Source organism: Celeribacter naphthalenivorans (assembly GCF_020524585.1).
Classification (GTDB): domain Bacteria; phylum Pseudomonadota; class Alphaproteobacteria; order Rhodobacterales; family Rhodobacteraceae; genus Celeribacter; species Celeribacter naphthalenivorans.
On sequence record NZ_JAIVLK010000003.1, the window covers coordinates 65,795 to 84,013 of the forward strand.

General features: G+C 60.7%; 20 protein-coding genes. 14 read left to right on the plus strand and 6 right to left on the minus strand.

Annotated elements, in window-relative coordinates; translation table 11 throughout:
* Positions 1 to 40: 40 nt before the first annotated feature.
* Positions 41 to 1,378, minus strand: a complete 1,338-nt coding sequence (locus LC094_RS06925) for an ammonium transporter (RefSeq protein ID WP_404814974.1) — start codon at positions 1,376 to 1,378, stop codon at positions 41 to 43.
* Positions 1,379 to 1,412: 34 nt separating this feature from the next.
* The gene (locus LC094_RS06930) at positions 1,413 to 1,751 is read right to left on the minus strand and encodes a P-II family nitrogen regulator (RefSeq protein ID WP_066604500.1); all 339 of its coding nucleotides are present in this window, start codon (positions 1,749 to 1,751) and stop codon (positions 1,413 to 1,415) included.
* 271 nt (positions 1,752 to 2,022) lie between these two features.
* Between LC094_RS06930 and LC094_RS06935 the strand changes: the two genes are divergently transcribed.
* From LC094_RS06935 to LC094_RS06950, 4 genes are all read left to right on the plus strand, one after another.
* Entirely contained in the window at positions 2,023 to 4,212 is a 2,190-nt protein-coding gene (locus tag LC094_RS06935) for a transglycosylase domain-containing protein (protein ID WP_226551101.1), read from the plus strand.
* 10 nt (positions 4,213 to 4,222) lie between these two features.
* Positions 4,223 to 4,837: a hypothetical protein gene (locus LC094_RS06940; protein ID WP_226551102.1), complete on the plus strand. Its 615-nt coding sequence runs from the start codon at positions 4,223 to 4,225 to the stop codon at positions 4,835 to 4,837.
* Positions 4,771 to 4,998 carry a helix-turn-helix transcriptional regulator gene (locus tag LC094_RS06945; RefSeq protein ID WP_264186398.1) on the plus strand — a complete coding sequence of 76 codons (228 nt, stop codon included), beginning with the start codon at positions 4,771 to 4,773 and terminating at the stop codon, positions 4,996 to 4,998. The genes LC094_RS06940 and LC094_RS06945 overlap by 67 nt, the downstream gene beginning before the upstream one ends.
* A 92-nt stretch (positions 4,999 to 5,090) precedes the next feature.
* The gene (locus LC094_RS06950) at positions 5,091 to 5,672 is read left to right on the plus strand and encodes a YbhB/YbcL family Raf kinase inhibitor-like protein (protein ID WP_226551103.1); all 582 of its coding nucleotides are present in this window, start codon (positions 5,091 to 5,093) and stop codon (positions 5,670 to 5,672) included.
* Between the two features lie 61 nt (positions 5,673 to 5,733).
* Here the strand turns inward: LC094_RS06950 and LC094_RS06955 are convergent, their stop codons facing one another.
* Both LC094_RS06955 and LC094_RS06960 read right to left on the minus strand, forming a co-directional pair.
* The gene (locus LC094_RS06955) at positions 5,734 to 6,318 is read right to left on the minus strand and encodes an MlaC/ttg2D family ABC transporter substrate-binding protein (RefSeq protein WP_226551104.1); all 585 of its coding nucleotides are present in this window, start codon (positions 6,316 to 6,318) and stop codon (positions 5,734 to 5,736) included.
* Positions 6,311 to 7,087 (minus strand): MlaA family lipoprotein, encoded by a 777-nt coding sequence (locus LC094_RS06960; protein WP_226551105.1) that lies wholly within the window; start codon positions 7,085 to 7,087, stop codon positions 6,311 to 6,313. Before LC094_RS06960 ends, LC094_RS06955 begins: the two co-directional genes overlap by 8 nt.
* A 226-nt stretch (positions 7,088 to 7,313) precedes the next feature.
* On the opposite strand from LC094_RS06960, the gene LC094_RS06965 reads away from it, so the two are divergent.
* The 7 genes from LC094_RS06965 to LC094_RS06995 are packed head-to-tail and all read left to right on the plus strand — an operon-like array spanning position 7,314 to position 13,972.
* Positions 7,314 to 9,053, plus strand: coding sequence for a type I secretion system permease/ATPase (locus LC094_RS06965; protein WP_226551106.1), 1,740 nt, complete (start codon positions 7,314 to 7,316; stop codon positions 9,051 to 9,053).
* On the plus strand, positions 9,050 to 10,363 hold the full coding sequence (locus LC094_RS06970; protein ID WP_226551107.1) for an HlyD family type I secretion periplasmic adaptor subunit: 1,314 nt from the start codon (positions 9,050 to 9,052) through the stop codon (positions 10,361 to 10,363). Before LC094_RS06965 ends, LC094_RS06970 begins: the two co-directional genes overlap by 4 nt.
* 25 nt (positions 10,364 to 10,388) lie before the next feature.
* Positions 10,389 to 10,847, plus strand: coding sequence for a RidA family protein (locus LC094_RS06975; RefSeq protein WP_226551109.1), 459 nt, complete (start codon positions 10,389 to 10,391; stop codon positions 10,845 to 10,847).
* On the plus strand, positions 10,847 to 11,605 hold the full coding sequence (locus LC094_RS06980) for a glycerophosphodiester phosphodiesterase family protein (RefSeq protein WP_226551110.1): 759 nt from the start codon (positions 10,847 to 10,849) through the stop codon (positions 11,603 to 11,605). The genes LC094_RS06975 and LC094_RS06980 overlap by 1 nt, the downstream gene beginning before the upstream one ends.
* A 52-nt stretch (positions 11,606 to 11,657) precedes the next feature.
* Positions 11,658 to 12,836 (plus strand): GNAT family N-acetyltransferase, encoded by a 1,179-nt coding sequence (locus LC094_RS06985; protein ID WP_226551111.1) that lies wholly within the window; start codon positions 11,658 to 11,660, stop codon positions 12,834 to 12,836.
* Positions 12,829 to 13,131, plus strand: a complete 303-nt coding sequence (locus tag LC094_RS06990) for a 4a-hydroxytetrahydrobiopterin dehydratase (protein ID WP_226551112.1) — start codon at positions 12,829 to 12,831, stop codon at positions 13,129 to 13,131. Before LC094_RS06985 ends, LC094_RS06990 begins: the two co-directional genes overlap by 8 nt.
* Positions 13,124 to 13,972, plus strand: coding sequence for a mechanosensitive ion channel family protein (locus LC094_RS06995; RefSeq protein ID WP_226551113.1), 849 nt, complete (start codon positions 13,124 to 13,126; stop codon positions 13,970 to 13,972). The genes LC094_RS06990 and LC094_RS06995 overlap by 8 nt, the downstream gene beginning before the upstream one ends.
* Before the next feature lie 38 nt (positions 13,973 to 14,010).
* On the opposite strand, the gene LC094_RS07000 is transcribed toward LC094_RS06995, so the two are convergent.
* Entirely contained in the window at positions 14,011 to 14,499 is a 489-nt protein-coding gene (locus LC094_RS07000) for a peroxiredoxin (RefSeq protein ID WP_226551114.1), read from the minus strand.
* A gap of 78 nt (positions 14,500 to 14,577) precedes the next feature.
* Between LC094_RS07000 and LC094_RS07005 the strand changes: the two genes are divergently transcribed.
* From LC094_RS07005 to LC094_RS07015, 3 genes are read left to right on the plus strand one after another with little or no spacing between them, the layout of a single operon-like run.
* A complete protein-coding gene (locus tag LC094_RS07005; protein WP_226551115.1) occupies positions 14,578 to 15,783 on the plus strand; it encodes an NAD(P)/FAD-dependent oxidoreductase in 1,206 nt (401 codons plus the stop codon).
* On the plus strand, positions 15,783 to 16,343 hold the full coding sequence (rsmD, locus tag LC094_RS07010; RefSeq protein WP_226551116.1) for a 16S rRNA (guanine(966)-N(2))-methyltransferase RsmD: 561 nt from the start codon (positions 15,783 to 15,785) through the stop codon (positions 16,341 to 16,343). Before LC094_RS07005 ends, rsmD begins: the two co-directional genes overlap by 1 nt.
* Positions 16,340 to 16,987 (plus strand): HAD family hydrolase, encoded by a 648-nt coding sequence (locus LC094_RS07015; protein ID WP_226551117.1) that lies wholly within the window; start codon positions 16,340 to 16,342, stop codon positions 16,985 to 16,987. Before rsmD ends, LC094_RS07015 begins: the two co-directional genes overlap by 4 nt.
* Positions 16,988 to 17,058: 71 nt before the next feature.
* Here the strand turns inward: LC094_RS07015 and LC094_RS07020 are convergent, their stop codons facing one another.
* Positions 17,059 to 18,144 (minus strand): TRAP transporter substrate-binding protein, encoded by a 1,086-nt coding sequence (locus tag LC094_RS07020; RefSeq protein ID WP_226551118.1) that lies wholly within the window; start codon positions 18,142 to 18,144, stop codon positions 17,059 to 17,061.
* Positions 18,145 to 18,219 lie beyond the last annotated feature (75 nt).

Consider the following 18,219-nt stretch of genomic DNA (forward strand, 5'->3'; position numbering starts at 1 on the left):
TTGCGCGCCCGGGCTCAGGATATTCAGACTGAGGAAGGGATCAGCCTTTGTAGAATTCCGGATAGGCTTCCATGCCGAGCTCGGCTTTGTCGAGGCCCATCATCTCTTCTTCTTCGGAGACGCGGATACCCATGATTGCTTTCAGGATGAACCACACGATGCCGGAGACAACGAAGGTGAACACACCGACCACGACGATACCGTAGAGCTGGGTGCCGATGGAGGCCTCGGAGTTGGTGAAGACAACCGCGATGGTGCCCCAGATGCCGCAGATCAGGTGGACCGGGATCGCACCGACAACGTCATCGATTTTCAGCTTGTCGAGGAACGGCACAGCGAAGACCACGATCACGCCGCCGACCATACCGATGAGGGTGGCTGCACCCAGAGTCGGGGTGAGCGGTTCAGCGGTGATGGACACGAGGCCAGCCAGAGCGCCGTTGAGCACCATGGTCAGATCGATTTTGCCGTAGACCAGCTGAGTCACGATCAGAGCGGCGATCGCACCACCGGCAGCTGCGGTGTTGGTGTTCGCGAAGATACGGGACACGTCAGCCACATCACCCACGGAGCCCATAGCAAGCTGGGAACCGCCGTTGAAGCCGAACCAACCGAGCCACAGGATGAACGTACCAAGAGTAGCAAGCGTCAGGTTGGAGCCCGGGAAAGCGGTGACTTTGCCGTCTTTGTATTTGCCGATACGCGGGCCGAGGATGAGCGCGCCAGCCAGAGCAGCCCAGCCACCCACGGAGTGCACAACGGTGGACCCAGCGAAGTCGAGGAAGCCAGCTTGGTCGAGGAAACCGCCGCCCCATTTCCAGGATGCCGAGATCGGGTAGATGATCGAGGTCAGGATGATCGTGAAGATCAGGAACGGCCACAGTTTGATGCGCTCAGCAAGCGTACCGGACACGATGGAGGCGGTCGCGCCACAGAACATCAGCTGGAAGAAGAAGTCAGAGGCAGTGGAAGCGTAGGAGTAATCGTCCACAGCATCGGCGGTCACACCAACAGCTTCAAGCACGCCCGGGCCGAAGACACCGGAGAGGATGCCATCAACCGACCAGGTGCCCAGCGGGTACATCAGGTTGTAGCCGATCAGGTAGTAGAAGATCGAAGCGAGACCGAAGAGGGCCACGTTTTTGGTCAGCTGCATCGCAACGTTTTTCGAACGCACGAGGCCGGCTTCGAGCATGGCAAAACCAGCGGCCATGAAGAACACGAGGAAGCCGCCAATAAGGAACAGCACGGTGTTCATGATAAAGACGACATCGGTCGGCACGACGGCAGCGACGGCTTCTTCAGCGTCCTGCGCAAAGGCCATAAGCGGCATCGCGGTCGCGAGCGCAGTGGCCGGAATGAGCTTGGTGAGTTTCATAGGTTTCAGTCCCTTTCGTCTCGGGTAAGCGCGATTAGATCGCGTCGTCGTTGGTCTCGCCGGTACGGACGCGCGTCGCGCCTTCCACGTCGAGGACAAAAATCTTGCCGTCGCCGATCTTGTCGGTCTTGGCGGTGGTTGCGATGGTTTCGACAACTTGCTCAGCCATGGCATCCGCCACGACGATCTCAAGTTTCACCTTCGGCACGAAATTCACGGCGTATTCCGCACCGCGGTAGATCTCGGTGTGACCGGACTGAGAGCCAAAGCCCTTGATCTCCGTCACCATCATGCCCCGAACGCCGATCCCGGTCAGCGCTTCGCGGACTTCTTCAAGCTTGAATGGCTTGATTGCAGCAATAATGAGTTTCACGTTTTTCCCCTTCCGTTTGAGCGGGTGGCGCCACTGCTGGTGCGACCACGGCTCAGCAAAACGACGTTAGGCGTTTCTTCACAAGCGATGCGACGGCCTGCCGTGAGTCATTTTCAAGCACTTGCGCCTAAAAATTATACATTTTGTGCACAAAGATCAAAAAATAGGCAGAAAAATAAAGAGGTCCGCGCGACTCGTTTCCCCTCAACATTCGCGACCCAACTCATTAAGGTCCTCTGCAATCAAAACCTGGCAAAAAATCGAGCAAAACATGACAGGATCCAATGGCGGAAAGCGGAAACTGGTCGCAGATCGGCGCTATCCCAACGGCACGAAAGCCAAGAAGAAGCCGGAAAAAAAGGCAAAAAAGCCTCTTTTCCGTAAAAAAACCGCTGCGCGCAAACCCAAGCGGGCCTCGACACGCAAACGGTCGTCGAATCCGATCGTGCGTCTGGTGGGCGGGCTGCTGCGCTGGGTCGGACGGCTGATCTGGCTGGCGTTCTCACGCGGTGCACTGGCCTTTGCCGTCGTTTTGGGCATTGCCGTTTTTTACATCTATTCCACCCTGCCGCCCTATTCCGAGCTTCTCGATGGGCGCGCGCGGGGATCGGTCACGCTTCTGGATCGCAACAGCTCGGTCTTTGCCTGGCGTGGGGAACAATTCGGGGGCCAGATCACCGCAGACACCGTCTCGCCCTACCTCAAGAACGCCATTGTCGCGACCGAGGACAAACGCTTTTATCGCCACTTCGGCGTCTCGCCACGCGGTGTCGCCTCTGCGGTGAGGATCAACCTCTCCGAGGGGCGTGGCCCGCTGTCCGGCCATGGCGGCTCGACGCTGACGCAACAGACGGCGAAACTCCTGTGTCTTGGCGTGCCCTACGACCCTGAACAGTGGAAGAACCAGACGGAATACGAGGCCGATTGCCGCGAAGGCTCGATCGCACGCAAAGCCAAAGAGGCCGTCTACGCCATGGCGATGGAGGCCCGGTATTCCAAGGATGAGATTCTTTCGATCTACATGAACCGCGCCTATCTCGGCTCTGGTGCGAATGGGTTCGAGGCAGCCGCACAGCGCTATTTCGGCAAATCCGCCGCCGAGGTGACCATCGCCGAATCCGCCATGCTCGCCGGTCTTTTGACCGCGCCGACCCGCTATGCGCCGACGAACAATCTGGAACGTTCGCAAGAGCGTGCAGGCATCGTTTTGCTCCTGATGAACCAACAGGGCTACATCACGGACGAGGAACGCGCCTATGCGAAATCGCACCCCGCCGAGCTGTCCGAGACCGCCGAGAAGCGCGCGGGCGGCTATTTCGCCGATTGGGTGATGGGCGCGGGGCCGGATTTCCTGACCCGCGACACGACCGAGGACGTGGTGATCGAAACCACCTTTGATCAGCGCATCCAAAGCGCCGCCGAAGAGGCGCTGACCTGGATTTTCGAGAACAAGGTGCGCGAAGGTTCCGAGGCACAGGCCGCCATCGTGGTGATGTCCGCCGACGGCGCTGTCCGTGCGATGGTGGGCGGGCGCAAGCTCAAGGTCTCGGGCGCCTTCAACCGTGCGACACAGGCGAAACGTCAGCCGGGGTCGTCGTTCAAACCCTTCGTCTATGCGACAGCTCTCGACATGGGCTGGTCCTATGACGATCCGATCATGGACGAACCGATCACGATCAACGTCCCAGGCTCCGGGCCCTATTCACCGCAGAACTATGATCGCAAATTCCATGGTCTCGTGACCGTCACGGACGCGCTCAAACACAGCTACAACATCCCGGCGGTCGAGCTGGCGATGGATGCGGGGCTTGAGAACGTGCGCACCGTGGCCTCGACGTTCGGCATCGAGAGCGACCTTGCACAGGGGCCTGCGCTGGCGCTTGGCGTCTCGGAAACCACGCTTTTGGAGATGACCGGCGCCTACGCGGGCATCCTCAACGGTGGCTCGTCGGTGACGCCCTACGGCTTGAAATCCCTGCGTCTCAAAGGCGACAACACAGCCCTGATGGGGCAAGAAGGCGGGCTTGGCGAACGTGTCATCACGCCGGACAGCGCACAGCAGCTCATCTATATGATGTATAATGCCGTTCAGTCGGGCACCGGCGCGCGGGCACAAATCCCGGGTGTCGAAGTGGCGGGCAAGACCGGCACAACGCAGGCGGCGCGCGACGCCTGGTTCATGGGCTTCACGGCGGATTACGTCGCGGGCGTCTGGATGGGCTACGACGACAACTCGCCCCTGACCGGCGTGACCGGTGGCGGTCTTCCGGCCGAAATTTGGCAGCGGACCATGGCGCAGGTACAAGACGGCCTCGAGCCGAAACCCCTGCCGATGATCCGCCCCGCCAGCCCGCCGACCGTGCAGCGCGCCCAGCCCAGCGGCAACGGTCAGCGCAGCAATGACAAGGCCGACAATGTGTTGATCGACCTGTTGGGGGCGATTTTCGGCAATGGCAACTGAGGGTGGGGCGATGGACAGGTCTGACTGCGACGTGTCCATCGCCCCGGTCAGCCAGGCGACGGCGGCGCGGTTCACCGACCTCTATTTTCGCCGCCCCTTTCTGATCTTCATCCGCAGCGGATCAAAGGTCGTCACCTGTCCCCTGCATGGCGAGATCGAGGGGCGCGAAGGCGATGTGATGATCTTTCCGCCCGGCGTCGTTTTGACGATGGAGAACCGCCCGCTGGCGGATCGGCACTATCAGGCGGAGGGGGTGAATTTCTCTGATGATCTGATCGCAGAGGTTTTCACGCAGACCCCGGTCATACAACGCAAGGCGGGCATCCAGCTTCTGCGCGCCGCCTCGCATCGGCCAGAGGCCGTGTTGCGGCTTTTGAAAGAGACGCTCGCCACCACCAACCTGCCGCCCGAAATCCCCAGGCATCGCCTCATGGAGCCGCTGATTTGGCTGAAACACCAAGGTGTCGTGCTGCCGCTTTTGGGCGAGGACACGCCGCACGCACGGGTGCGCGAGTTGATTGAGCGCGATCTGAGCCACGACTGGCGCGCGATCTGGGCATGTCGGAGGCGACGCTGCGCCGCTGGCTGGCCAAATCCGGGCATGGGTTTTCAGGCATCCTGCTGAACACCCGGCTGGAGCGCGGGCTGGGATTGCTTCAGACCACAGGCCAGCCGATCTCCGAGATCGCGCTGGATTGTGGTTTCAAAACGCCCTCGCATTTTTCCGATGCTTTCAAGAAACGCTTTGGCATCCCGCCGAAATCCATCCGAACGGTCGAAGCCTGATCGTTTGCCGATAGTTTTTGCCCGACCACCGGAAGCGGGCCTGCTCTCCCGCGCCTAAAGTCATCCCATCACTGATTTGAAAAGGATGACACATGTCTTTCACCCTCCCCTTCATGCGGGCCTGCACGCGGGCTTGCACGGCGGCCCTCTCCGCCCTCACCCTGAGCGTCACCCTCTCTGGCGCCCTCGCCGCCGAAGAGTTTCAACTGACCAGCCAAAGCATGGCCGAGGGCGTGCAATTGAGCACCGCGCAGGTGTTCGAGGGCTTCGGCTGCACCGGCGGCAATCGGTCTCCCGATCTCGCTTGGTCCGGTCTGCCAGAAGGCACTGAAAGCCTGGCACTCACCGCTTATGATCCGGACGCGCCGACCGGCTCGGGCTGGTGGCACTGGGGCGTCGTGAACATTCCGATGGAGACGACGGAGGTGCCCGCCGGCGCCAGCGGCACGGATGCGATGCCCGAAGGCGCGCTGGAACTGCGCAATGATTATGGCAGCCCGGGCTTTGGCGGCGCCTGCCCGCCGCCGGGCGAGGTTCATCGCTATATCTTCACGCTGCATGCGCTGTCGGCAAAGCTCGATCTGCCGGAAGGGGTCACCAACGCCATCGCAGGCTATATGATCAACAGCCAGACCATCGCGACCGCGAAACTGACAGCGGTCTACACGCGCTAAAGCACGAAAAAGGGCTGCGGTTCGATCCGCAGCCCTTCCATCGTTCAAATGCGTGAGCCGCTCAGCGCAGCGACGCCGTCAGCGCGTCGATGTTGCCACCGGCCTTGTCGAGCATGGCACCGATCTCGGCACGTTCGGATTTCAGCAAAGAAATCCCTTCGATCTGCAGGTCGATGAACTTGCCCGCCTTGTCATGCACGATGAAAGAGATCGCAAACGGCGGCTCGCCCCGCAGAATCGCGGTGCAGCGCACGTCATAGACCGAATTGACCTGTTGCGTGCTGTTGACCTCGACCTTGCCGCCGATGAATTCGCGAAAGCGCGAACCGTATTTGCGGGCGACATAGGTCTGGAACGCTTTGGTGAAGGCGTTGAGCTGTGCCGACGAGGCAGAACGCGCGGGCGGCCCAAGCACCGAACGCGCGATGTTCGGCATATCGGCATACCGCGTCAGAACACGTTCGAAATCGACATACATCGCGGCTTCGGATTTGCCCGAATTGATGATGGCGTTGATGTCATTCACCGCTTTGCCGATCAGCGCCTCTGCCTGAGACGCGGAAAAGGCCAGCGCGGCCTGCGGCAAGATCAGAGTTGCGCCCAGAGCGGCGAGAACCGACCGGCGCGAAAAAGCGAAATCACTCATAGAAGTCCTCGTAAATATCATAGGGGGCTGCGCCCTGACCCGCGGCCTCACCATTCCCCGTGGCAATCGGTGTTCCCAATTCAAAGCGACGGTTGTCGAGATAGGTCAAACGCATCTGGGCATAGCTGTCGGCACTGTCGTAAATCACAGATTCATAGAGATCGGAGTAACGATACCGTGTGTCCGCAAGGTCGGCAACTTTCAGCCCGGTCTTGTAGCTTTTCTCGGGGTTGCCCAAGAGGTTGCCGACGGGATCGAGTGCAATATCGACCAAAAGTCCGATGGAATCGCGCTCCGTCGAGGGGCCATAAAGCGGCAGGACGACATAGGCACCTTCGCCGACACCCCAGGCGTGAAGCGTCTCGCCAAAATCGGCATCCCGCTCTTCGAGCCCCATCTCGGTCGCCGGATCGAAAAGCCCACCGATCCCAACCGTGGCGTTCACCGCGAAACGCGCCGTGTTGTGCAGCGCATCGCCAAGGCGGAACTGCAACACGTCGTTCACCACTGTGCCGGGGATGCCCAGCGTGTCGGAGACATTGGAAAAGCCTTTGCGCAGCGGATCGGGCACCACCGTGCCATAGGCCGTCGACACCGGCTTGATCACCGCCTTGTCGAGCGCAATGTTGGTGTCATGCCAGCCGCGGTTCACCTCCTCATAAGGATCGGCAATCCCGTCCGGTCCCGGCGTGGCGCATCCCGCCAAAAGGGCAAGCCCCGAAACAGCGGCAAGGGCGGGCAGACCCCGCACAGAGAAAGATGAAAACATGGCAGCAGACCTTCGGGCTAAGGCATCAAGGCAAATCGGGCAGACCAGGTGACAGGCGTCATCCCCATGGCTATACCGCGAGATAGTATCCCTGAAACGGAAGCCCAATATTAACACACACTCTGATATCTATCCTGTGACATTGTTTCAACAGATCACCTGTGGTTCACGCCATATGCGACAGGCAAATCTGCCATATCAGAGAAGACCGAGCTAAGACATCGACATGACTCAGGAAGACATCCGCCTCGGCCAGAGAGAGCTTTCCAGCGTACGTCGCGAATCGCGCGGCCTATTTTGGATGTCTGGGGTATTCTCCATATGTATCAATATGTTAATGCTCACCGGCCCGCTTTTCATGTTGCAGGTTTACGACCGCGTTCTGGGCTCCGGCTCAGAGGCGACGCTGCTCGCGCTGTTTTCCATCGTCGCGTTTCTCTATCTGATGATGGGGCTTCTGGATGGCACACGTGCGCACATCCTATCGCGCGTTGCTGCACGGTTTCAAAGCCGCTTAGAGACCCGCGTGTTTCACGCCACCATGGCGCAGGCGGCCCATAATCCGCGCGAAAGCCGCAAAATCCGCGGCATGGACAATCTCACCGCGATTCGTCGTTTTTTCGGCTCCCCGGCATTGGCCGCGCTCTTCGATCTGCCCTTCACGCCGTTGTTTCTCTTTGGGATCAGCCTGTTTCATCCCTATCTCGGCCTTTTGGCTGTCGGCGGCGGCGCCGTCCTCGTGGGGGTCGCGCTGTGGCATCGTTCTGCGGCGAAATCGATGCAAGACGCCGTGATCCGCGCCGAAAGCGAGGCCGCTCAAACCGCCAGCCGGATGACCACCGCCGCCGAGGCATTGGCCGCGTTGGGCATGAAAGAGGCCGCCTATCGCCGCTGGCTGAAAGCGCGGGAAACCGCCCTGGCGACATCCGTGGCGAGCGAGGACACCACCCATGGCTTCACCGCCGCCTCCCGCGCGCTTCGGTTGTTCTTGCAATCCGCGATGCTGGCGCTTGGGGCCTGGCTAGTGCTGGAGCGTCAGATCAGCCCAGGCGCCATGATCGCAAGCTCCATCCTGCTTGGACGCGCGCTTCAGCCCGTCGATCTTTTGATCGGGCAATGGAACCTGTTGCAGCATGCCCAACGTGGCTGGGGCGATCTGGCCGAATTGCTGGGCAAAAACCCCGCCGATGTCATCCGCACCGAATTGCCGCGCCCCACGGCCGCGTTGACGGTGCAACAGGTCTCTGTAGTGCCCCCGGGTCAGCAACAAGCCTCTTTGCGGATGATCAGTTTCGATCTGGCGCCGGGCGAAGCCTTGGGCGTGATTGGGCCGTCTGGCGCGGGCAAATCCACGCTGGCACGCGCTCTGACCGGGGTTTGGGCGCCGTCCAGTGGCGCGATCCGGCTGGATGGTGCGAAACTGGAGCATTACGCCAGCGAAGCGCTTGGCAGCTACATCGGCTACCTGCCGCAACAGGTGCAGCTTTTCGACGGCACCATTGCCGAGAATATCGCCAAGTTGGCGCTCAGCCCCGATGCGGAAGCGGTGATTACCGCCGCGAAAAAGGCCGATGCGCATGATCTGATCCTGTCGCTGCCCGACGGCTATGACACGCCTGTCGCCTCCGCGGGCGGGCTGTTGTCCGGTGGGCAATTGCAGCGGATCGGCTTGGCGCGGGCGTTTTACGGCAATCCGGTGATCGTCATTCTCGATGAGCCGAACTCTAATTTGGACAACGCGGGTTCCCTCGCCCTGAACGCCGCAATCCGGCGTCACAAGGCCGAAGGTGGCGCGGTGTTGATCATGGCGCATCGGCCCTCCGCCATTCAGGAATGTGAAAAGCTTCTGGTGCTGGACGGCGGGCTGCGACGCGCCTTTGGGCCGCGCGATCAGGTGCTGGGCGAGATGGTCAAGAATTCCAAGGACATCCTGCGCAAGGACGCGGGTCAGGGGGGCATCCAATGACCGCACATGCCCAAGAGACCGCATGGTCCGCGCGCCGGGCGATCTGGTTCGGACTGACCTGTATGGCGCTTTTGTTCGGCGGCTTTGGCGGCTGGGCGATATTCGCAAGCATCGACGGCGCGGTGGTGGCCACCGGTCAACTTCAGGTCGAACAGAACCGTCAGGCCGTCGCCCATCGCGATGGCGGCGAAGTGGCCGCCGTACATGTCAGCGAAGGTGCGATGGTCGAAAAAGGGGCTTTGTTGATCGAATTGTCGTCGGAGGATTACCTCAACGAAATCTCGCTTCAGGAAACCCAGCTTTTCGAACTTCTCGCCCGCGTCGCCAGACTTGAGGCAGAGCGCGACGGCGCGCCGACCATCACGCTTGCGCAAGAGTTGATCGACCGCATGGCCGAAGACCCGCAGGTCGCACGCTCTGTGGCCGGTCAAAAAGACCTGTTCCAAGCGCGTCAGGACACGGCCAAAGCCGAGATCGAACAACTCAATAAACAACGCAGCCAGATCGAGGTTCAGATCGAAGGCCTCGCGACGCAAAAATCCGCGCTCTCCGAGCAATTGTCGCTGATCGAAGAGGACCTCGCGGCGCAAACCGAATTGCTTGAACGCGGACTGACCCAGCAAAGCCGCGTCATCGGCATTCGCCGCGACGCCGTGCAATATGCGGCCGAGATCGGACGGCTTGAAACCGCAGAGGCGCAGGCGCAGGTGCAGATCACGGAGATCGAGCTGAACATCCTCAAGGCCAGCAGCGACCGCCGCGAATCCGCCATCACCGAGCTGCGCGACATTCAAGCCAGCGTCAGCCGTCTGCGCGAACAAATTTCGGGCCTGCAGGCACGTCTGGCGCGCCTCGACATTCGCGCGCCGGTGGCGGGCGTGGTCTATGGCCTCTCGGTGTTCGGCCCCGGTGCGGTGATCCCTCCCGCACAGCCCGCGCTCTACATCGTGCCCCAAGACCGCCCGCTCATCATCATGGCGCGGGTCAGCCCGACCCATGTCGATCAGGTCTACCCCGGCCAACCCGTGCGCCTGCGGTTCACGACCTTTGACCGACGCACCACACCCGAGCTCGAAGGTCAGGTGATGCGCGTCTCCGCCGATGCCTTTGTCGACGAGGCGACCGGCGCGAGCTATTATCGCGCCGACATCCACCTCCCCGAAGCACAGCGCGCGCGTCTGCCTGAGGGGACCGTTCTCATCCCCGGCATGCCGGTCGAAGCCTATATGTCCACGGGTGAACGCTCGCCCTTGGCCTATCTGACAAAACCCCTTACGGATTATTTCACCCGCGCCTTCCGCGAGAAATAACGCCATACGACAAAGGACCCTCCCCATGGATCTCTCTGCAAAACTCTCCGAGCTTGGCCTCACCCTGCCCGCCGCCCCTGCGCCCGCGGCCAACTACGTGCCCTATGTGATCAGTGGCAATCAGCTCTTTATTTCCGGGCAAATCTCCAACGGTCCCGATGGGCTGATCTGTGGCAAACTGGGCGCGGATCTGACCACGGAAGCGGGCGCGCAGGCCGCGCAAAGCTGTGCGCTGGCGCTTCTGGCCCAAGCCAACGCCGCCGTGGAGGGCGATTTTTCCAAGGTGAAACGTCTTGTGAAACTCGTAGGTTTCGTCAATTCGACCGCAGAGTTCACCGAACAACCCAAAGTGGTCAACGGCGCCTCTGACCTGATGGTCGAGGTGATGGGCGACATGGGCCGTCACGCCCGCTCCGCCGTCTCCGCCGCCAGCCTGCCGCTGGGCGTCGCGGTCGAGATCGAAGCGATTTTCGAGCTCGCCTGATGCCCACTCTGCCAGAGGCCTTTTTAAAGGCGCCCATTGCGCATCGTGCCTTGCACGATGACAATATCGCCCGCGCCGAGAACAACATCGCCGCCATTGATGCGGCGATCGCGCGGGGGTTTGGCATCGAGATCGACCTGCAACTGTCCTCGGACGGGGTGGCGATGGTGTTTCACGACTATGCGCTCAATCGCCTGACCGAGGGCCACGGCGCCTTTGCGCTCCAAAGCTCCGAGGCCCTGTCTACGCTTCGGTTCAAAACCGGCGAGGTCGGGGTGCCGACGCTCAAACAGGTGCTGGATCACGTCGCGGGGCGCGTGCCCCTGTTGATCGAGGTGAAGGATCAGGACGGCGCGATGGGCCCCAGTGTCGGCACCTTGGAAGTGGCTGCCGCCAAAGTGCTTGAGGGCTATGATGGCCCTGTCGCGCTCATGTCCTTCAACCCGCATTCGGTCGCGGTTCTGGCGGAGCTGTGCCCCCATCTGCCGCGCGGCATCACCACCGCGAATTGGGAGGACGAGGGCGCGAAACTCATCCCCGCCGACCGCCGCGAAACTTTGGGGCTCATCGAGGATTATGATCGCGTCGGCGCGTCTTTCATCAGTCACCAGTGGTCGAACCTCGACGCGCCTCGGGTCGCTGAACTGAAAGAGGCGGGTGCACATATTCTGTGCTGGACGATCCGAAACCCGGAAGACGAGGCGGAGGCACGCAAGATTGCGGAAAATATCACCTTTGAAGGCTACCTGCCGACTTGACGCCAAGACCCTGCGTGCCAGTTTCTAACCAGACGTCGCGCGCAGGACCTTTATGACCGACCAGATCGAGATCAGCCTGATGAACAGCCTCGGTGCGATTGCGCCGGAGGACTGGGATGCTTGTGCTGCTCCCGGAGTTGGACGGCCTGACGATCCCTTTGTGACGCATCGGTTCCTGATGGCTTTGGAAAATTCCGGCTCGGTCGGTCCCGGCACGGGCTGGCAGCCCAGCTATCTCGTGGCGCGCGCAGGTGATCAGGCGATCGCCGTCGCGCCGATGTATGCCAAGGGCCATAGCCAGGGCGAATATGTTTTCGACCACGGCTGGGCCGATGCCTATGAGCGCGCGGGCGGGCGATACTATCCGAAACTCCAGATCGCGGTACCGTTTACGCCCGTGACAGGCCGCAGGCTTTTGACCCGCCCGGGGTTCGAAGACATCGGCAAGGCCGCATTGGTTCAAGGTGCGGTTGAGGTGGCGGATCAGAACACGCTGTCGTCTCTGCATCTGACATTTTGCACCGAAGACGAAGTGGCCGCAGGCGAGACCATGGGGCTTTTGCACCGCACCGGGCAACAGTTTCATTGGGACAACGCGGGCTACGCCAGCTTTGACGATTTTCTCGCTGCGCTGTCGTCGCGCAAACGCAAAAATATTCGCAAAGAGCGCGCTCAGGCACAGGGGTTTGGTGGCGAGATCGTTACGCTCACGGGCAAGGACATCCAGCCCGAACATTGGGACGCCTTTTGGCAATTCTATCAGGACACCGGCAGTCGCAAATGGGGCTCGCCCTACCTGACGCGGGCGTTCTTCGATGAGCTGCATGAGACCATGCGCGACGACGTTTTGTTGGTGCTGGCACAGATCGACGGGGTGCCGATTGCCGGCGCGTTGAATTTCATCGGGCGGGATCGATTGTTCGGGCGCTATTGGGGCTGCACTGAATATCACCCGAGTCTGCATTTCGAGATTTGCTACTATCAGGCCATCGACTACGCCATCGCCCACGGCCTCAAACGGGTCGAGGCGGGCGCGCAGGGCGAGCACAAGCTGGCACGCGGCTATATGCCCAACACGACGCATTCGCTGCACTGGATGCGCGATCCGGGCTTTGCCCGCGCCGTGGCCGAGTACCTTGAGGCCGAACGCGCTGCCGTGGCCGAAGAGGTTGAGGTGCTCACCTCATATGGCCCGTTCAAATCCACGCCCGAGGAGGACGATCATGACTGAGATATTGCAAGGCACCGCCCGGACCGGGGCCCTCACGCCATTACTGACACGCGGCTGGACCGAGACAGCCGATGGCAAGAGTATCGAGAAACGCTTTGAGTTTCGGAATTTCAACGAGGCCTTCGGGTTTATGACTCGGGTTGCACTTTGGGCCGAGAAACGCGATCACCACCCCGACTGGCGCAATGTCTACCGCACGGTCGAAGTGACGCTTTCGACCCATGATGCCGGTGGGCTGACCCAGAAAGACATAAATTTGGCAGAAAAAATGGACGAGGCCGCCGCACATGTTTGAACAAATCCTGAATTACGAAATCTACAACGGCCAGACCGTCGGGGACTATCTGTCTCTCGAATTTCTGGCGGGCATTGCCGGGTCGATTTTGGGCGCGCTGATCCTTCTGATTGTCGGGATGATGATCTCCGGCTGGGTCGGTCGTCGCATCCGCGCCATCAGTGCGCGTTACAAAAGCCTCGACGACACGCTGTTCAACTTCCTCGCCAATATCGCCCGCTATGCGATCCTCGCGTTCACGATCCTGATCATCCTCAACACCTTCGGCATTCAGACCACCTCGATCGTCGCCGTCATCGGTGCCGCCGGTCTTGCCATTGGCCTGGCTTTGCAAGGCACGCTGTCGAATGTCGCGGCGGGCGTCATGATCATCCTCTTTCGCCCCTTCAAGAACGGTGATTTCGTTGAGGTGTCCGGCAAGATGGGCACCGTGAAAGACATTTCGCTCAACTTCACCGAACTGGCCGACCTGTCAAATGTGCAGGTCATCGTGCCGAACTCGCAGGTTTGGGGCAATATCATCACCAATTTCTCGACCAACCAGACGCGGCGCGCCGAGTGGACCTTTGGCGTGGGCTATGGAGCGAACCTGAAGACCGCCGAAGAGGTGATCCGCAAAACGATCCTGTCGGACCCGCGCGCGCTCAAGGAGCCGGAGCCCTTCATTCAGGTCAACAATCTCGGCGATTTCTCTGTCGATTTTCTGGTCCGGGTTTGGGTCAAATCCAGCGACTTTTTCCAGTTTCAGGCCGACATGAAACGTCAGGTCAAAGAGGCACTGGATGAGGCCGGGGTGGATATTCCTTTTCCGACGCGCACGTTGCTCAACGCGGCCGAGTAAAACGAAACGCCCGGGATCATCTCCCGGGCGTTCTGTTTTCAGATCTTTTCGACCAGAGATTCACCGGCAGAAATCGTGCATTCCCCCGGGCTGCTCTCGACTTCGAGCACCTTCACCACGCCGTCCTCGGCATAGAGCGCGAAGCGTTTCGAGCGGTTGATCAGCCCGGCAGGCGGTGCGGTGAAATCAAGACCCAGTGCTTTGATGAACGCGCCTTCAGCATCGCCCAGCATGGTGATCCCGGCAACGTCTGCGCCGGTGTCTTTACCCCATGCCCCCATCACGAAGGGATCGTTGACGGAGACGCAAATCACCTCATCCACGCCCTTCTCTTTGAACTTCGGCATGGTGCGAATGAAGCTCGGCACATGCGCCGTGGTGCAGACGCCCGTGTAGGCCCCCGGCAGGCCGAAAAGCACAACCTTGCGACCCTTGAATTTCTCGGCTAGCTCCACGGACGCGGGGCCTTCTGCCGTCATTTCAAGCACCGTGCCACCCGGCAGGCTGTCTCCTGTTGCAATCGTCATCTTTGTGATCCTCTGTGCGTTGTCATTCTGTCTTTTGACGATATAGGGTCAGGGCGTTTCGCGACCAGAGGAAAGAGCATGAGCCACTTCATCGTCATCGGGGCCGGGCAGGCCGGGCAGAGCATCGTCACCACCCTGCGCGGGCAAGGCTTCGAGGGCGAGATCACCCTGATCGGCGAAGAACCCGTGCCGCCCTATCAACGTCCGCCGCTGTCAAAGGCCTATCTCTTGGGGGAGATGGAGCTGGATCGGCTGTTTCTGCGGCCCGAAAGCTATTACGCGGATGAGAACATCACGCTACGGATGGGCACCAAAGTGACCGGCATTGATCCGGTGGCGAAGACGGTGTCCCTCGGCGAAGAGGTGCTCTCTTATAACAAGCTCGCTCTGACCACCGGCTCCGCGCCGCGTCTGTTGCCCGCCACCATCGGCGGCGCTCTCGGCGGGGTTTACACCATGCGCACGCTTTCAGATGCCGATGCGATCGAGCCGGAGTTTCGCGAAGGCGCCTCTGTGCTGATCGTCGGCGGAGGGTACATCGGGCTGGAGGCCGCAGCGGTCGCCGCGAAAAAAGGGCTCAAGGTCACACTTGTTGAGATGGCCGACCGGATTTTGCAACGCGTCGCCTCCGTCGAGACATCCGATTATTTCCGAGCGCTGCATCAGGCCCATGGCGTCGATCTGCGCGAGGGCGTGGGGCTTGTGCGGCTCACCGGCGACACGCGCGTAAAAGCCGCCGAACTGACCGACGGAACCACCCTCAACGTCGATTTCGTCATCGTCGGCGTCGGCATCACCCCCGGCACGGAATTGGCCGAACTGGCCGGGCTGACGCTTGAGAACGGCATCAAAACCGACCTCTATGGTGCCACTTCGAACCCCGATATTTTCGCGGCAGGCGACTGTGCCTCCTTCCCGCATGACGGCGCGCAGATGCGGCTCGAATCCGTGGGCAACGCGATTGATCAAGGCGCGGTCGTTGCAAAAAACATGCTCGGCCAGGGTGTCACCTATGTACCGAAACCCTGGTTCTGGTCCGATCAATATGACGTCAAACTGCAAATCGCCGGGCTCTTTAATGGTCACGACAGGGTCGTGATCCGCGAGACTGAGGACACGCATTCGCATTGGTATTACAAGGACGGCCAGTTGATCGCCATCGACGCGATGAACGATCCGCGCGGCTATATGGTCGCCAAACGCCTGATCGAGAGCGGCAAAACCGCCGATCCCGACAAGGTGGCCGATCCCGCCACTGACCTCAAAACACTGATGCGTGCCTGATGCGGATCATTGCCGGAGAATATCGCGGGCTGGCGCTGGCCTCTGTCGGAAAAGGCGATGCGGGCGCGCATCTGCGCCCGACCACGGACCGTGTGCGCGAGAGCCTGTTCTCCGTTTTGACCGCTGGCAAATACGGCGATGCGGTCGAGGACGCGCGGGTGCTGGATCTCTTTGCGGGCACCGGCGCGCTGGGGTTAGAGGCCCTGTCGCGCGGGGCGGAATGCGTCACCTTTGTCGATGACGGACGCAAGGCGCAAAGCCTGATCACCGAGAATATCGGGAAATGCCGCGCCGAAGACCGCTGCGATCTGATGCGCATGGATGCCACGCGCTTGCCCGCAAATCCGTCCGAACCCTATGACCTGATTTTCCTCGATCCGCCCTATGCCAAAGGCTTGGGCGAGATTGCGATTGCCGCCGCGATTGCCGGGAACTGGCTGACCAAACGTGCGCTTGTGGTCTGGGAAGACAGCGCAGAGATCACGCCGCCTGATGCGCTGACGCTGTTGGACACGCGCAAATATGGTGACACCAAAATCAATTTTCTGGAGCCGAAATGACACCGAAAGCCGTAATTTTCGATTGTGACGGGGTGATCGTCGATAGCGAGCCGCCGCTGCTGGAGTTCCTGCAAAAGGACTTCGCGCGCTTTGGTCTCGACATCACGCTGCATGAGTTGGAAACCCAATACGTTGGCGGCACCATGGCGCGTGTGGGCGAACGGGCGCGGGCCGCAGGGGCCAAACTGCCCGACGATTGGCAGGTCGAGGCCTACCCTCGCGTGTTCGAGATGCTGCGCGCGGGCGTCCCGCTGATCCCCGGCATTGAGGCCGCTTTCGATGCGCTGGACGCCGCGGGCATTCCCTATGCCGTCGGTTCCAACGGGCCGATGGAGAAAATGGACGTGACGCTGGGCGCGCATCCGGCTGTGTTCGCCCGTCTCAAAGGCCGCATCCATTCCGCACATACGTATGGGACCGCGAAACCCGAACCGGGTCTGTTCCTGATTGCCGCCGAACAGCTTGGCATCTCCCCCGAAGACTGCGTGGTGATTGACGACAGCCCCTCTGGCTGTATCGCCGCGCGCCTGGCCGGAATGCGCTGCTTTGGTTTTGACCCGCATGGCGACGGCGCGCGGCTGATCAAAGAGGGTGCCGAGCATCTCTCCGACATGCATGACCTGCCCGCCTGCCTCGGGCTTTAAACCTTCATTGCAGTCAAATACTCAAACAAAAAGGCCGCCCAAAGGCGGCCTTTTCTCAAATGATCACAGGTTCATTCCGTGGTGATTGTATAAGCCGCTCCCCGCGCATCGACCCAAGGGGCTGCGTCCTGCGCATGCTCCATGGCCGCTTTGACATCGGCCACAAGCTTTTCACCATCGAAACCTTTCTTATCCATTTCGGCGATCCAGTCGGCCACGACCTCGTCGCCCAAGGCGGTGATCTTTGCGGTCTCCTCCTCGCTCAACACGTTGACCGCGTTGTCGCTCGCCTCAATAACTTTCACACCGTCGTCATCACCCATGTCATAGGCAATGCCGGACCAGCGCGAGGCCATCAGGCCGGAATTGCGGTCGATCACCTCTTTCAGATCGTCGGGCAAGCTGTCGTATTTCGCCTTGTTCATCGCCCAGAGGAAATAGAGATTGTAGAACGACCGATCCCCAGCCACGTCGGTTTCGGCGTCGGTCAGCTCATCGAGCTTCAGCGACGGCGACATGGCGAAGGTGATGATGCCGCCATCAAGCACGCCTTTTGACAGCGCCTCGGGGAAGGCCGGGACCGGCAGGCCAACGGGGGTCGCGCCCATTTTTTCGAGCAGAAGCGTCGAGGTGCGGGTCGGCGCACGGAGTTTCAGACCTTCGAAATCCTCGACCTTGCGGATCGGTTCGCCTTTTTTGTGAACCAAACCCTCACCATGGGTGTGGGCGGCCAGAATGTGGATGTCGGCGAAATCGTCCAAAAGGTGCTCTTGGGTGAATTCCCACGCCGCCATGGAAGACAGTTCCGCCGATTTCAGCGAGACAAACGGCAGTTCGATGGCTTCGGTTTCCGGGAAACGCCCCGGCTGATAGCCCGGAATGATCCAGCCGCCGTCGATGGCGCCGTCACGGATCAGGTCGTATTGGTCCGGGGCTTTGCCGCCGAGTTGCATCAGCGGGTAGATCTCGACCTTGATGCGCCCGCCACTGTCTTTCTCGACCTTGCGAGCCCACGGCTCCATGAAATAGGTGGCGGAGCCGGCTTTCGGGGAAACGAAATGCTGGAACCGGAGGGTGACCTCCTGTGCGGCCGCAGACAGAGCACCGGTCGCGGTGAGCAGAGCGGCGAGAGCGGCGGATTTCAACAGGGGATTCATCGGCAAGCCTCCTTTAGGCTGTGAGTGCGACCGCGTGTTCATGATCGCTCAAACTTGGCAAGTTGCTAGTCCGCT